The 15,397-nt window shown below is 46.5% G+C and carries 10 protein-coding genes; 4 read left to right on the forward strand and 6 right to left on the reverse strand.

Translation table 11 applies throughout. The features are described 5' to 3' along the window. Positions 1-115: 115 nt before the first annotated feature. Both GQS64_RS02430 and GQS64_RS02435 read right to left on the reverse strand, forming a co-directional pair. Complete coding sequence (locus tag GQS64_RS02430; RefSeq protein ID WP_198230511.1) at positions 116-2,665, reverse strand: ABC transporter permease; 2,550 nt, start codon at positions 2,663-2,665, stop codon at positions 116-118. Beyond that, positions 2,662-3,351, reverse strand: a complete 690-nt coding sequence (locus tag GQS64_RS02435; RefSeq protein WP_077990504.1) for an ABC transporter ATP-binding protein — start codon at positions 3,349-3,351, stop codon at positions 2,662-2,664. The genes GQS64_RS02430 and GQS64_RS02435 overlap by 4 nt, the downstream gene beginning before the upstream one ends. 70 nt (positions 3,352-3,421) lie before the next feature. Here GQS64_RS02435 and GQS64_RS02440 point away from each other — a divergent pair, with 70 nt between their 5' ends. Together GQS64_RS02440 and GQS64_RS02445 are read left to right on the forward strand one after the other, a co-directional pair. Beyond that, complete coding sequence (locus GQS64_RS02440; protein ID WP_198230512.1) at positions 3,422-4,141, forward strand: arylesterase; 720 nt, start codon at positions 3,422-3,424, stop codon at positions 4,139-4,141. A gap of 133 nt (positions 4,142-4,274) precedes the next feature. Beyond that, positions 4,275-4,778, forward strand: coding sequence for an MmcB family DNA repair protein (locus GQS64_RS02445; protein ID WP_077990507.1), 504 nt, complete (start codon positions 4,275-4,277; stop codon positions 4,776-4,778). 183 nt (positions 4,779-4,961) lie between these two features. Here GQS64_RS02445 and GQS64_RS02450 read toward each other — a convergent pair whose 3' ends face one another. The 3 genes from GQS64_RS02450 to hrpB form a co-directional block, all read right to left on the reverse strand. Next, positions 4,962-5,522, reverse strand: coding sequence for an ActR/PrrA/RegA family redox response regulator transcription factor (locus GQS64_RS02450; RefSeq protein ID WP_077990508.1), 561 nt, complete (start codon positions 5,520-5,522; stop codon positions 4,962-4,964). A gap of 72 nt (positions 5,523-5,594) precedes the next feature. After that, entirely contained in the window at positions 5,595-6,896 is a 1,302-nt protein-coding gene (locus GQS64_RS02455) for an ActS/PrrB/RegB family redox-sensitive histidine kinase (RefSeq protein ID WP_077990510.1), read from the reverse strand. Between the two features lie 95 nt (positions 6,897-6,991). Continuing rightward, positions 6,992-9,475, reverse strand: a complete 2,484-nt coding sequence (gene hrpB, locus GQS64_RS02460; RefSeq protein WP_198230513.1) for an ATP-dependent helicase HrpB — start codon at positions 9,473-9,475, stop codon at positions 6,992-6,994. Positions 9,476-9,595: 120 nt separating this feature from the next. Here hrpB and GQS64_RS02465 point away from each other — a divergent pair, with 120 nt between their 5' ends. Both GQS64_RS02465 and gyrB read left to right on the forward strand, forming a co-directional pair. Next, complete coding sequence (locus tag GQS64_RS02465; protein ID WP_198230514.1) at positions 9,596-9,940, forward strand: RidA family protein; 345 nt, start codon at positions 9,596-9,598, stop codon at positions 9,938-9,940. A 471-nt stretch (positions 9,941-10,411) separates the two neighbouring features. Further along, entirely contained in the window at positions 10,412-12,841 is a 2,430-nt protein-coding gene (gene gyrB, locus GQS64_RS02470; protein WP_077990516.1) for a DNA topoisomerase (ATP-hydrolyzing) subunit B, read from the forward strand. A gap of 1,138 nt (positions 12,842-13,979) precedes the next feature. Here gyrB and pncB read toward each other — a convergent pair. Further along, complete coding sequence (gene pncB, locus GQS64_RS02475) at positions 13,980-15,284, reverse strand: nicotinate phosphoribosyltransferase (protein ID WP_077990519.1); 1,305 nt, start codon at positions 15,282-15,284, stop codon at positions 13,980-13,982. Positions 15,285-15,397 lie beyond the last annotated feature (113 nt).

The following is a 15,397-nucleotide window of genomic DNA, read 5'->3' on the forward strand; positions in this document are numbered from 1 at the left end:
AAAAAGTGATTCCCCCATTCCAATCCCGGGCGCCGCTGGCGGAACCCCAGCATGCCTAGCTGATATTATGGGCATTAATTTGAAAAAATACAAGTCTCGCATCATCCGGAATAGATTACAATTCTTTTAGAAAACGTGACGGTTTTTCACTCAATATATGCCAGGTTCCGATAAGGCCGAAGCCGATGGTCAGAATAAGTGCCGTGCAAATGACGGCAATACCGGAAGTGAATGAAAAATGGATGTTGATTATTTCCATTTTGTATCGGCCAATCAAGGAGCCGGCAACCGTTCCGGCAACAAACGCAAATATTGCTGTTGCCAAGCCGACAATTGCATATTCTGCAAAATAGGCTTTAAAGAGCATTTTGCGGGTTGCTCCTAAAGTTTTCAAGATAACGGCATCATGAATGCGCGACTGGTTGGTCGAAGAAAGTATGCCGATCAGGACAAGGATTGCAGCCATAATGGCTATTGTCGAGGATGCACGAATAGCTATGCCGATTTCATCAACTATTTTTCTTGCGTCATCAAGTACCTGATGAACCGGAACCACCGTAATTGAAGGAAAACGGTTGGCAATTTCACGCATTAGTCCGGCTTCGTCAACCGGATGATTGCCCCCTTCTTTGAAAGTTGCGAGAAAAACATGTGGCGCACCTTTCAAGGCTTCCGGCGAAAAAATCATGACAAAATTCATAGCAAACGAGTCCCAGTCAACACGACGAAGACTGGTGATTCGGGCGGTTATTTCCCGCCCCGATATATTGACAGTTATTGTATCGTCAAGTTTCAGAAAAAGCCCTTTTGCTTCCCGATCGGAAACCGATACTTCTATGGCTTTGTTACTGTCATTTTTCCACCATTGGCCTTCGGAAAGAACGGTGTTTTCGGGCATGGTTTCAGAATAGGTTATATTGCGGTCACCGCGTAAGACCCATTCACTCTCTTCTTTTACTTTTCTGTTCTTTACCGGTTCACCGTTTATTTTTGTAATACGGGCGCGCAATGTCGGCATCATCCTGAAGGTTCCGGAAGGATCATATTGTTTCAGAAAATTTGAAAAATCCTCGGCATCGCTTTTCAGAATATCCATGAAAAAGAAATCGGGCGCTTTTTCAGGAACGGAGCCCGAAAGTTCGGCTCTTAAATTATTATCGATTGTCGAAAGCGTAACAAGCAATGTCAGACCAAGACCAAGTGCCAGAACAACCGAAGGTGTAATGGAGCGCGGGCGATAAATATTGCCGATAGCAACGCGCAAGATCGTTGAGCGCATATGGGCACATTTGCGTGCAGCAAAAGTAATGGCCGAAGCAACGCCTCTCAATACGAGGAAGACGACGATGACAGCGATGATGAAGATAAAGGCCAATCGTTTGTCAGAAGCGGTTAAAATTGCGAGAGTAGCTGTTACAAGCAATAATATTGCGGTCAACAACCATCCGGATTTGTCGGATTTTTTAAGCTCTTCCCCGCCAAAAGGATGAAGGAGCGTTGTTACGGACCTAAAGCGCGAACGCGATAGAGGCAAAATGGCAAAAGCTGCTGTCGTCAACAATGCAAAGATAATTGCAAGTACCAGACTGATCGGTGAAAAATGCGCTTCTCCGAAAAAAGGTAGATATTGGCGGATGATAAGGCTTGCCGCAAAGGGAATGATCGTCGCAAAAACAAGTCCTATTATAATTCCGATCAGCGCGATGAGCATAATTTGTGAAAAATAGATTTCGATAATCAAACGCGAACGTGCACCAAGGGCTTTGAATATGGCAATAACCTTGCGTTTTTTGTCCATATAGGCGTTGACAGAATTTGCAATTCCTACGCCGCCGACAATGAGTGCTGTCAGTCCTATGAGAGTAAGAAAACTGGTAAAACGTTCAATGTTTTTTTGCAAAACCGGAGCGGCATCAACGCGACTGCGGATAGACCAACCATTATCCGAAAACTGTTTTTCATGATTGTGTTGGAGGTCGTGCAAGAATCTGTCGGAGCTATTGTCGAGCGCAATTTTATAGACAAAATTGCGCAAGCTTCCCGGAACCAGCAATCCCGTTTCACGTAAGGCATCAATCGACATGAAAAGCCGTGGGCCAAGCTGGAAACCTTCCGACAAAAGATCGGGTTCTTCGTCAAGAACAGCGCGAATTGTAAAATCACGATCGCCAATTTTAATTTTGTCGCCGATATGAAGTTGAAGCCGCTCCATGAGAAGTTTCTGGGCAACAACACCAAACCCCTGATCGTCTTTTTTGAACAGATCTTCGTTTCCCGCCGGTGGCAGGGTCTTTAACGTACCATAAAGCGGATAGAAGCTGTCGACAGCCTTTATTTCGACCAATGTGCTGTCACTTGTATCGGCGCGCCGCGCCATGGAACGCATAAGAATGCTTTCGGATACTTTGCCATTGGCTTTGAAAAATGCCAATTCCTGTTCGTTTGCTTCGCGCTGGGTCAGGCCGAAACGTATATCACCGGCAAGGATAAGCTGCCCCTGATCGTTAATTTCGCGGGAAATATTTCGCGAAACACCGTCGACACCACCAATGGCTGCAACACCCAATATAATAAGACACAGAAAAATATAAAACCCGTTCAAGCCACTGCGCATTTCTCGCAAACAAAACCGCCAAGCGAGGCGAAGTTCCTGAAACAGGCTCATACTGCCGCTCCACTGTCTTTTTCGATCAAACCGTTTCGTACATAAATCTGACGCCCGCATCGCGCGGCAAGGCTTCTGTCATGGGTAACAAGAACGGTTGTCAATCCATGCTCTGCGGCACGTTTGAAAATGAGATCTGCTATGGTTTTACCGGTATCGGTGTCGAGATTGCCGGTGGGTTCGTCGGCAATCAATATGCGGGGATTGGGCGAGAGTGCACGTGCAATGGCGACGCGCTGCTGCTCGCCACCCGATAATGTCGCGGGGTAATGATCGAGACGTTCGCCAAGTCCCACATGTTCAAGTTCCTGTTTTGCAATATCGAAAGCGTCGGCATTTCCCGAAAGTTCAAGCGGAACAGCGGCGTTTTCCCAAGCTGTCATATTTGGAATAAGCTGGAATGATTGAAAAACAATGCCGATATTCTGCCCGCGAAAAAGCGCTGCTTCATCTTCATTCATCTTGTCAATACGCGTATCGGCAATGAATATTTCGCCACTGTCAATTTTCTCTAGCCCTGCAAGAACCATAAGCAATGTTGACTTGCCGGAACCGGATGGGCCAACAATACCGACAGTTTCACCGCGATGTATCTCAAGTGACAGATTCTTTAAAACGTGAACGCGAGAACTACCTTCACCAAGAGTAAGATCAATATTTTTGAGTTCAACCAAAGCTCTTGCCACAAATAACTCCTGTTCTTATGTCACAAACTGATCTAGGATTATAACGATACTTCACGCCGAGGGGTAAAAAATGTTGCGGCCTTTTATTTGTGCATTCATCGGGCTTTTTCTAGGCAGCATTGCGGTTTTTCCTGCATCCGCCCAACAAACCGGTCAAATTGAAGAACCGGCGCGGGAAGACAGTGAAACACCGGTACTCGATGATGATTTGGCCCCGCCACGCCCTTTCCAGATTGTCGGTTTCGGCGATAGCCTGATGGCAGGTTACAGGCTCCCCGTCGACAAGTCGTTTACTGCTGTCCTTGAAGCTGCATTGCAGGCGAAAAATTACAACATATCGGTAATCAATGCCGGCGTTTCAGGTGATACAACAACCGGTGGCAGGGAGCGCATCGACTGGTCGGTGCCGGATCAGACCGGCCTCGTCATTTTAGAACTCGGTGCCAATGATATGTTGCGCGGCATCGACCCCAAGGTAACCGAGGATAATCTCGATTTTATGTTGTCGCGGCTGAAAGATCGCAAAATCCCCGTCATACTGGTCGGCATGAAAAGTGCCCCCAATTATGGCAAGGACAAAGCCGGACAATTTGAAGCCATTTACCCGCGCCTTGCCGACAAATATCATACGGCTTTCTATCCTTTCTTTTTGGAAGGCGTAGCAGGGCATCAGGATTTGCAGCTTGATGACGGGAAACATCCAAACGATAAAGGCGTTACTGTTATTGTTGAAAAAATGTTGCCGATGATTGAAAAAACGTTGAACGGATTAGGAGTAAACCACCAATAAGCGGGTGGCGTTCAATTTTTGCCGATCACGTTTATTGCGACCATCCGTTCTGGAACCGTGTCGATAAAAAGTCAGTAAATAAAACCAATTCCCGTTATACGGGATTTGAAAGGAAAAATCCGAATATCCTGTTATGCCGATTATCAATCTCCATAAAGAACATCCTCTTGACGACGGGCGACAATCCGAAAAAGCTTTAATGGTGCGTCATGGCGTACAAAGGCTTTTTTTGCGGCTTGGCATTCCGGTTTTAAGCGAGTTGCCACTTGCCGACGGAAGGCGCGCCGATCTCGTTGGAATAGGGCGCAAGGGTGAAGTGATTATTGTCGAGATCAAATCATCAATCGGAGATTTGAAGGCAGATCATAAATGGCAGGATTATCGCGCCCATTGTGACAGACTTTATTTCGCAAGCCACGCCGAAGTCCCAATGGAACTGTTTCCGGAAAGTTGCGGGTTTATTCTGGCTGACGGGTTTGACGGCTATATCATGCGCGACGCCCCCGAACACCGTATGTCGGCAGCAACCCGTAAATCGGTCATGTTGCGTTTTTCAAGGGTTGCAGCAAGAAGACTGACAAAAGCCGAGCTTGATGGATTTGATCTTGCTGTTGATAGCGATGAAAAATCCGATTGATTGCGCATTTGACAATAAACCGGAAAGGGCAAGCTTTTCGCGTTTTACTTTTGGCTGCCAATGAGCAATTTCGAGCGAGCGCTACTTCAGAATATGTTATTATTTAACGGCTTGCTATGTCCGGATTGTTGCTCTTGTCACTTTCGTTCGCGTCGCTTTTATTCCGGCCGGAAGAATATCATTTCACCTTGGCGCGCGTTTTGCCAGAATGCGTTGCAAGGTGCGCCGGTGCATGTTCAATCTGCGGGCAGTTTCTGAAACGTTACGATCACACATTTCATAAACGCGCTGGATGTGTTCCCAGCGTACACGATCAGCCGACATGGGGTTTTCCGGAACCGGAGCTTTTTCGCCAGCGTGGCGGGTAAGAGCACCGAATATATCGTCGGCATCGGCAGGTTTCGAGAGATAATCGATTGCACCGAGCTTTACAGCATTAACCGCCGAAGCAATATTGCCATAACCGGTCAATACAATCATATGGGTATCGGAACGGCATTTACGAATTTCCTCGATGACATCAAGTCCGTTGCCATCACCCAATTTGAGATCTACCACCGCATAAGCGGGTGGATTATGACGCACATTGGCGATTCCGTCCTGCACTGATTCGGCCATGGTCACACTGAAGCCACGTGCTTCCATGGCACGTGCGAGACGGTGGAGAAACGGCTTGTCATCGTCAACCAGAAGCAATGAAGTATCGGCTCCAATCGCGTCCTGATTATGTGCAGTATCAGTCATGCATTGTCCTTTATCCGGTAGGTCCAAATGTATCGTTTGGCTGTCAACATTAGCCTTGACTGCGACAAAATGTCAAATCGTCTTGGTCTTGGTCAGGCTCTTTCGACTCCATGCCAGATAAACTTCTGCACCATATTCTTTTTTCGGACTATTCCTGAAACGCAAAAGCGCACCGGATCTTTCGAGAAGTGTTTTGGCAATAAACAATCCAAGTCCCAATCCCCCGCCCTGACTGTCGGCATGGCGGCTTGTCGTATAAGGCTCGCCGATGCGATCAAGAATTGACGGGTCATAACCATGGCCATCATCAATAATAGTCAAGGCAACATATTTTTCATTCCATTTATACTGGATAATGATTTTGCTGCGCGCAAAATCGACTGCATTTTCCAAAAGATTGCCGAGACCATACAAAATACCGGGATTGCGCGGAAAAACCGGTTCGTCACCGACCGTTTCGCCCTTTTCGATAATAATGTCGATACCGAATTCACGTAACGGTTCGGAAACTTCCTGAAGAAGCTCCAGAAGGCTCAAATGTGAAAGATGGTCTTCACCCTGGCTTGAAAGTGTCGTCAAACGTTTCAATATGTTTCTGCAACGTTCTGTCTGGCTTAAAAGAAGGCTTAAATCGTCGCCGATTGCAGGATCATCCTTCAATCCGTTGTACATTTCTTTGACAACAAGCTGGATTGTTGCAAGCGGTGTTCCAAGTTCATGCGCTGCGGCGGCAGCAAGACCATCGAGTTCGGACAGGTGTTTTTCATGCTGCATGATGAGTTCTGTGGCACTGAGCGCATCGGCCAGACTTCTGGTTTCTTCCGCCACTCTGTAACCATAGGCTGTCGTGAAGATGAGGAACGAAACAATTGCCGTCCATATACCGTCGACAAGAAGCCGTGGTGTCTCGATTGTCCGCCCCGGATACCAGGGCAAAGGTTCCGAATAGGTTGAAAGAATGCTGGCAAAAATGATAACCAGAAGATTGAGAAAAATGATATGTTTGCGCGGAAGAGACGTTGCAGATATTACGGCGGGTGCAATTAACAAAACCGAAAACGGATTTTGTAAACCGCCTGTCAAATAAAGCAAAGCCGCATATTGCAGAATATCGACGCCCAGTATTGTAGTTGCAACATTGGATGACAAGCGGTCATTGATGGAATAAAAAAAGGTCAGAAAAATATTGAGCCAGATGGATGCGGCAATCAATATTGTGCATGGAATGATGGGAAACTTAAATCCGAGATAAACAGAAACAAAAGCAATTGTAATTGTCTGGCTGAAAATCGCAAGCCAACGGATACGCACAAGTGTCGTCGAACGCAAACGACGCGAATAGGTGGAGGTGCGTTGAAAAAATTCCTTTTCCATCATTTTACCTTTGCGACGTTACCCGCTTTTTATTCAAGGGAAGTTCGACGGGCTAATCCCGTATGATGTGTTTAAAGCCGATTATTGTCCGGATTTCAACCGGTTCGAGGTTTTGCCCGTCGCGTCGGGAGTGCGGAAAGCGGGTCTTCCGGCCAGGGGTGTTTGGGGTAGCGCCCGCGCATGTCGGCTCTTACATCAGCCCATGAACCGCGCCAGAAGCCCGGCAAATCACGCGTGATCTGTATTGGCCGGTGCGAGGGGGAAAGAAGTTCCAGAACAAGCGGTATATGCCCGTCGGCAATGGCGGGATGCCGGTCGAGTCCGAACAGTTCCTGAACACGTACCGAAAGAAGGGGAGCCTCTCCTTCATAATTGATCGCAATATCTGAGCCGGTCGGTACTGTAAAATGCGTTGGCGCTTTTTTATCTATTTCATTTTGCAGTTGATAAGGCACAAGCGAAACAAGACCGTTATAAATGCTATTCTCTCTTATTCTATCAAGCTGCGGTTCACCTGTCAGGAAGGGTAAAAGCCAGTCATCGAGCTTCTCTAAAAGTTCTTTATCCGACATATCGGGCCACGGTTCTCCAAGCCCTTGATGCAACCACTGAAGCCGTTGTCTTAAAGCAATGGTCTTTTTTGTCCACGGGAGAATGTTCAGTCCATAACGCCGGATAGCCATCATAACAGCCTGATCGGCTTTTTCACCTTTTGGCAGCGGAAGTGTTTTTTCACCAAGAACAACCGCCCCGATTTTTTGAATTTCTCGCGCACGCAAGGAATGCGATTGCGCGTCAAAAGAAATTTCTGTGCGGCCTTCTATCTTGGCGTTCAAAACAGTGCGGATTGTTTCTTCGTCGATTTTTGCGGCTGTAATGATACGCGCCTCTTCGGCTTTTCCCATCATATCGGCAACCACGAGATAATCTGTTTTGAAAAACGGCGATAATTCATCGGCGACAACGCCTCTTCCATTGGCTGTTAAAAAACGCCCGTTATTGCCTCTTGCTTTGGCAACACGGTCAGGCCAAGCAAAAAGCAGAAGCCGCCCCGCCTGGTCGGCGGAAAGGAGGGGTAAATTATCAATATCATCGCTGCTATCAGGATATTGTTGTTTGACAAGACGCTTGACCAGCAAACGTGCTTTTTTTGCTCTGTCCGATTTGTCTATACGGAATTTTTCAATTCTGCGTTCAATATCATCGTCGTTGCCGCCAAGTCCGCGCTCTGTCAATATAACTGCAATTTCGCTTGCCAAATGCATTTCTTCAATGGTTTTTGTTTTGATAAGCATGGCGGATAAACGTACCGGCAAGGCGGTTTTGCGCATTTTTTCGCCTATGGCGGTGATGCGTCCATTTTCATCAATGGCATCGAGTTTTTTTAACAGTTCGCGTGCTTCATTCAATTGCGGTTTTGACGGCGGGTCAAGAAAAACAAGTTGCGATATATCGGTGATGCCAAAGGCTGCGCTATCAAGCAAAAGGCCGGAAAGATCGGCGGTTAATATTTCAGGAGTTTGATAATCGGGAAGTGAAGATGTTTGCCCCTCATGCCAAAGACGCACGGCAATGCCATGCGAAGTTCTTCCGGCGCGGCCGGCGCGCTGGTCAACGGACGCACGCGAAGCCCGAACCGTTTCCAGCCTTGTTATTCCGGTTGCAGGCTCAAAAAGCGGAACCCGTGAAAGCCCGCTATCAATAACAACGCCGACGCCCTCGATTGTCAGCGAGCTTTCGGCAATGGAGGTTGCAAGAACAATTTTACGTTTGCCCCGTTCCGCCGGTTTGATTGCCAAATCCTGTTCTTTACTATCCATTGCACCGTAAAGAGGAGCAATAATGGTATTTTTATCAACCATATCGGCAAGCAAACGTGCAGTTTTGTTTATTTCCCTTTGTCCGGGCAAAAAGGCCAGAATATTTTCCGGTTGTGACGACAACCAGTGATAGATGGTTTTTGCCATAGATTCTTCGAGATTGTCCCCGACCTTTCGGGGTTGGTAGACGATGTCGACAGGAAAGCTCCGCCCCTTGGATTCTATCAAAGGAGCCGATTGAAGAATTTTGGAAATTCTCGCCCCGTCTAGTGTTGCCGACATCACAAGAATTCTCAAATCGGGCCTTAAACCATCCTGAATATCAAGCGTCAGTGCCAAGCCGAAATCGGCATCAAGACTGCGTTCATGAAATTCGTCGAATAAAACTGCTGCTACCTCCGATAATTCGGGATCGTCAAGAACCATGCGCGAATAAACCCCCTCGGTCACCACAACAATGCGCGTGCTTTTGGAAATTTTTTTATCAAAGCGCATGATATAGCCGACAGTCTCGCCGACTTTTTCTCCAAGTCGCGTTGCCATTTGGCGGGCAGCCGCACGAGCCGCAAGGCGCCTCGGTTCGAGCAGAATGATTTTTTTATCCCTGCACCAATCCTGTTTTAGCAAATGGAGCGGCACAAGCGTGGTTTTTCCGGCACCCGGAGGGGCAACAAGAATGGCTTTATTATTGTTTTGAAGCGCTTGATCGAGCGCAGGAAGTGCTTCGTTAACAGGAAGATTTTGTTGGTCTTGGTTCATACAGGCTTTGTGAATAACTATTGGAACATCTTTATGGCACGCAAAAGAAATAGACTTTCGCCCGTCAAATGCCAATAAATAAACAGCCTGGCAATGCAGGATTAATCAAGGGAAAATAATATGACAATAAAACGTATTGATGCCAATAAACGGATGAGTGAAGCCGTTATTTATAATGGTATGGTTTTTCTTTCAGGGCAAGTTGGCAGCCCCGGAAAAACCACCAAAGAACAAACAGTAGAAGCACTTGCTGCAATCGATCACCTCTTGAAACAGGCAGGAACCGATAAATCGCGCATTTTATCAGCAACAATCTGGCTTGCCGATATGGTTGATTTTGACGTTATGAACGAGGTTTGGGAAGCGTGGCTTGAAAAAGATTCAGCTCCCGCACGTGCAACTTGTGAAGCGCAGCTCGCCTCTCCTCTTTATCGGGTAGAAATCATTGTAACAGCCGCTCTCTAATGTGTCGGCTCCCGAAATTTGATAACCGGCGGTTTCATCATTTCGTTAAAGAAAACTGGAAAAAACCGCCTGAAAATATTGAAACGGGATGATCCCGTTTCAACAAATGGGCTGCGCGTATAAACGCGCAGTAGCAGGTCAAAGGGATGATTTTGTTTAATTTCGATTGTGACATTCATATCGTTTTACGTAGAGTGGCATAATTTGAAGAGTGAACAAGTCGTTTGTTCAGTTTTTGAAGTTGGATAACCGGTTAATTTTTCATTTTTTCAAAAACGTTCATATTTCGGGATACTGCCGAACGGGCTTTAAAAACCGCTTCGGTAAAGGGTTTGACCGCCCACTATCCACGGGAAAGATACTGAAAAAACTTGGTAAATAAAGGCTCATGGCGTATAAATAACGAGCTTGTCCGCCTTGATTCGTAAGGCGGTTTAACACGATGTTTTTAAAGCAGAAATGGACTGACTTATGAGTGACCAAACAACGCAGCATCACGAAGGCGATTATGATGCCGAATCCATTAAGGTTCTTAAAGGCCTTGATGCCGTGCGCAAACGTCCGGGTATGTATATTGGTGATACCGATGACGGTTCAGGTTTGCACCATATGGTCTATGAGGTCGTCGACAATGCGATTGATGAAGCGCTGGCCGGTTATGCAACCCTTATCACAGTCACACTGAATGCCGACGGCTCCTGCACTGTCACTGATAATGGACGCGGCATTCCGACAGAAATTCACCCGACAGAAGGGGTGTCGGCCGCAGAAGTCATCATGACACAGCTTCATGCCGGCGGTAAGTTCGACCAGAATTCTTATAAAGTTTCCGGTGGTCTTCACGGGGTTGGCGTTTCGGTTGTCAACGCGCTGTCGGTCTGGTTGAAATTACGTATCAAACGTAAAGGTAAAATCCACGAAATGAGCTTCACCCATGGTGAAGCAGATGCGCCGCTTAAGGTTGTTGGCGAATGTGGTGATGAAACCGGTACTGAAGTTACATTTCTTCCAAGTACCGAAACCTTTACGATGGTCGAGTTCGATTTTGATACATTGGAGCGGCGTCTTCGGGAACTCGCTTTTCTGAATTCGGGTGTGCGCATCCGTTTGACAGATCGCAGACATGCCGATGTGCGTGAAGAGACATTGCATTATGAAGGCGGGCTTGTCGAATTTGTCAAATATATCGACCAGTCAAAAAAGCCGCTCATTGCCGAACCTATCTATATTAACGGCGAAAAAGACGGCATGAATGTCGAAGTGGCAATGTGGTGGAATGATTCCTACCATGAAAAAGTTTTGTGCTTTACCAATAACATACCTCAACGCGATGGCGGCACGCATTTGGCCGGTTTCCGTGGTGCATTGACACGTCAGGTCAACGGTTATGCGGAAACATCCGGAATTGCCAAAAAAGAAAAAGTCACTTTGACAGGGGATGATTGTCGTGAGGGTTTAACGGCAATTTTGTCGGTAAAAGTGCCAGATCCGAAATTTTCATCACAAACCAAGGACAAACTTGTTTCGTCCGAAGTGCGGCCGGTGGTTGAAAATCTTGTTAATGAAGGGCTTTCCAACTGGCTTGAAGAACATCCCGCTGAAGCAAAAATTCTGATCGGCAAAGTTGTTGAAGCTGCTGCTGCACGTGAAGCTGCACGTAAAGCACGTGAATTGACCCGCCGTAAAGGTGCTCTGGATATTTCGTCACTTCCGGGTAAACTCGCCGATTGTCAGGAACGCGATCCGGCAAAGTCGGAGATTTTTATCGTGGAAGGTGATTCCGCCGGTGGTTCGGCCAAAAGCGGAAGAGCGCGCCAAAATCAGGCTATTTTGCCTTTACGCGGCAAGATTTTGAATGTTGAACGTGCCCGTTTTGACCGGATGTTGTCTTCGGATATGATCGGTACGTTGATTACCGCACTTGGCACGTCAATCGGCAAGGATGAATTCAATCCCGATAAATTGCGTTACCACAAAATCATTATTATGACAGATGCGGATGTCGATGGAGCGCATATTCGTACTCTGTTACTGACTTTCTTTTTCCGTCAAATGCCGGAATTGATTGAACGCGGTTATGTCTATATCGCGCAGCCACCGCTTTACAAAGTAACGCGTGGCAAATCTTCCCAATATATCAAGAACGAAACGGCGTTTGAGGAATCGTTGATCGAAGCAGGGCTTGAAGGCAGTGTGCTTGAACTTGCCAATGGTGAAATGCGCGCCGGTGCGGATTTGCACCAATTGGTTGAAGATGCACGTGTGATAAGAAATATGCTTCATGGTTTAAATACCAGATATAATCGTACCGTTGTCGAGCAGGCGGCAATTGCCGGTGCTCTCAATCCGGAAGCTCTGTCGACAAAGGAAAAAGCGCAGGAAACGGCTGATCGTGTGGCCGCTCGCCTTGATATGATTGCCGAAGATATGGAACGCGGCTGGACCGGCCATGTGAATGACGACGGTGGTCTCCGTTTCGAGCGCGTTTTACGCGGTGTAAAAGATGTTGTCGTTCTTGATATGGGATTGATTGCTTCGACCGATGCAAAGCGGATCGACAATATGTCCCATCATCTCGATGAAATTTATGGAAAACTTCCGGTTTTTCGTCGTAAAGATACAACGGAAACGATTTCTGGCCCGATTGCTCTTCTCGATACCATTTTTGCCAATGGCAAAAAGGGGCTGACGATGCAGCGTTATAAAGGTCTGGGCGAGATGAATGCCGAGCAACTTTGGGAAACAACACTTGATCCCAATGCCCGTTCACTATTGCAGGTCAAAATTGGCGATGCACAGGATGCAGACGCGGTTTTTGCCAAATTGATGGGCGATGAAGTGGAACCCCGCCGTGAATTCATTCAGGAAAACGCGCTTAACGTCTCGAATCTCGACGTTTGACGGAATTTCATTGTGCCGGATGATACAAATGTTTGCGGAAAACATCCGGCGCAGAAGCTGTATTCGTTAAAGCCGTGTTCTTTAAATCCGGCACGGCTCTTTTATCCTTCCCGCTTTATTTGAACAGACCGGCCTTGTTTAAAGGCCGGTTTTTATCAGGCTTTTGATCTCCCGAAATTTGTTTAACAAAGCCGATTTTTTTAAGACAGATTTTTCGGCGCGTGACGGGATGTGTTCTAACAATCAGTCGCCAATTCAAGATTTACGATGTCAGGTGTTTCTGTGACGGGTTAATAAACATAGTGCAATTGTCTTGCACTATTTTGCACAAGTCCCACTATGACACTCTGAATTTATAGCCTGTCGATTTCAATTATATGCGACTGCGAATTTATATCCCGATGAGCTTTTCGCCCTTCTGTTTACCCCTGTCGCTTCCCGGCAAAAATGGATGATGCTGCCGGTTTTCAATAATAAAATTCCGGCTTTTCCGGATGAACAACACCACTCTATCCAAAGTCCCGCCAGAAATCGGTTCGGCGAAACCGGATAAATCCAACCATGATAAAAATTGGCATTTTTTGAATCAGGATGGAAATGAACCTTCAGGAAAGGCATATCAAATCTTGAAAACAATTGCTGTTTTTCCGAATTTCGTTTCCCGTGGGGCAAAGATAATGTGTTTTCAGGCGGTATTGATGCCAACAATAAGAAAATTGGCAGCCTATAGCAGAGAGAAACAAAATCGACGTAATAAAACAGGCTATAGGATAAAAGAGGTTAAATGGACTTTTACGACAAAATATTGGCGAACGAAAACTGTTCACCCCGATAAGCTATGAGATGTCCGGAACATAATTATATCAGGAATTTTCAAATTGTTTTAGTCGAAACGGCAAATGAAAGGCCGGTTCCCGCCAAGACAATTACCAATAACAGATAAAAGTTGACGGCAGGCAAGCGGTTTGAAATTCGCGCTAGTAAAAACACGAAGCCCATCAAATGCACCGATAACGGTGTGATTAACTCTAAACTGAAAATTATTGGCGGCCAATAAAGCTTTATCTGAACGTTATTGGCCGCCAATGGAACATAGAGGTAAATCCTGAGAACAGGCTAAACCGGAAATAGAATGCTCTTACACCCTTACCGGCTTTGCCACGCGCTCTTCATTGCCGAAAAATTGCAAGTACCGGCGAATTTCACTTGGCTCGCCAATGGCTTTTTCAGGATTATCCGAAAGTTTGACAGCCGGTCTGCCATTGGCATGGGTAACCTTGCAAACAAGTGAAATTGCATCAAGTTCTTTGATGTCTTTGGGAGCACAACCGACAAAATCATTGGTCAGATTTGTTCCCCAACCGAAGCTCATGCGAACACGCCCTTGAAAATGCTTGTAGGTTTCCTCGATTGTATCGACATCCAATGCATCGGAAAAAACAATAAGTTTTTCACGCGGGTCTTTGCCGTGGTCTTTCCACCACTTGATAATGCGTTCTCCGCCCTCGATCGGCGGTGCACTATCCGGACGGAAGCCTGTCCAGTCTGCCACCCATTGAGGTGCATTGCGTAAAAATGCCGCCGTACCGAAAGCGTCAGGCAGTGCAACCAGAAGATTACCGCCATAATAACGGTTCCAATCCTGCATAATCCGGTAAGGAGCTGTGCGCAACTCCTCGTCATTATTGGCAAGGGCTGCAACAACCATCGGCAGTTCATGTGCATTGGTGCCGATTGCTTCCAAATCGTTGTTCATGGCAAGAAGAACATTGGAAGTACCGGTAAATGAATTCCCGATTCCCTCTTTTAAAGCCTCGACACACCAGCGTTGCCACAAAAACGAATGGCGCCGGCGTGTACCGAAATCGGAAATACGAATATCCGGATATTTTTTAAGCCGCTCGACCTTGCTCCACATTTTCGCTTTTGCACGCGCATAAAGAATATCGAGTGCGAACCGTCCGAGATTGCGCATTGCCGCGCGCGAACGCAATTCATTGATAATCGAGAGTGCAGGTATTTCCCACATTGTGGTGTGTGTCCACGGCCCCTCGAAATTCAAAATATATTGCCCGTCTTTACGTGTCAGCTCGTAATCAGGCAATTGGAAACCCTGAAGCCAATGGAGAAAATCGGGGGTAAAAATTTGCTTGCGGCCATAAAATGTATTACCGGCAAGCCAAATCATTTCCTTTTTGGTGAATTTCAAAGTACGGGCATGATCGAGCTGTGCCCGTAATTCCGATTCATCAATTTCATCTGCCAGCCGAACCGTTTTTGTCCGGTTAATCAGTGAAAAAGTCACATCGACATCCGAATAAAGCCCCCAAATCATTTGTAACATCAGGAACTTATAGAAATCGGTATCAAGCAGTGATCTTATAATAGGATCAAGCTTCCATGTGTGATTATATACACGTTCTGCAATATCGGTTTGCGCCATAACACTTTCAATCTGTTTGTTGACTCTACCTTACAAGAAAAGGTTACCTTGATAAAAGAACAAAGGAAAGTAAAGCCTTCGCGAGGTGCTTCAAGGAGTCTTTAGACTCCTTG

Source organism: Bartonella sp. P0282 (assembly GCF_048452985.1).
GTDB lineage: Bacteria > Pseudomonadota > Alphaproteobacteria > Rhizobiales > Rhizobiaceae > Bartonella > Bartonella choladocola.

What these genes read in the sequence shown, in the direction of transcription:
- GQS64_RS02430 (WP_198230511.1), bottom strand. Translation starts at nt 2,665, where the DNA reads ATGAGCCTGTTTCAGGAACTTCGCCTCGCTTGGCGGTTTTGTTTGCGA.
- GQS64_RS02440 (WP_198230512.1), top strand. Translation starts at nt 3,422, where the DNA reads ATGTTGCGGCCTTTTATTTGTGCATTCATCGGGCTTTTTCTAGGCAGC.
- GQS64_RS02445 (WP_077990507.1), top strand. Translation starts at nt 4,275, where the DNA reads ATGCCGATTATCAATCTCCATAAAGAACATCCTCTTGACGACGGGCGA.
- GQS64_RS02450 (WP_077990508.1), bottom strand. Translation starts at nt 5,522, where the DNA reads ATGACTGATACTGCACATAATCAGGACGCGATTGGAGCCGATACTTCA.
- GQS64_RS02455 (WP_077990510.1), bottom strand. Translation starts at nt 6,896, where the DNA reads ATGGAAAAGGAATTTTTTCAACGCACCTCCACCTATTCGCGTCGTTTG.
- hrpB (WP_198230513.1), bottom strand. Translation starts at nt 9,475, where the DNA reads ATGAACCAAGACCAACAAAATCTTCCTGTTAACGAAGCACTTCCTGCG.
- GQS64_RS02465 (WP_198230514.1), top strand. Translation starts at nt 9,596, where the DNA reads ATGACAATAAAACGTATTGATGCCAATAAACGGATGAGTGAAGCCGTT.
- gyrB (WP_077990516.1), top strand. Translation starts at nt 10,412, where the DNA reads ATGAGTGACCAAACAACGCAGCATCACGAAGGCGATTATGATGCCGAA.
- pncB (WP_077990519.1), bottom strand. Translation starts at nt 15,284, where the DNA reads ATGGCGCAAACCGATATTGCAGAACGTGTATATAATCACACATGGAAG.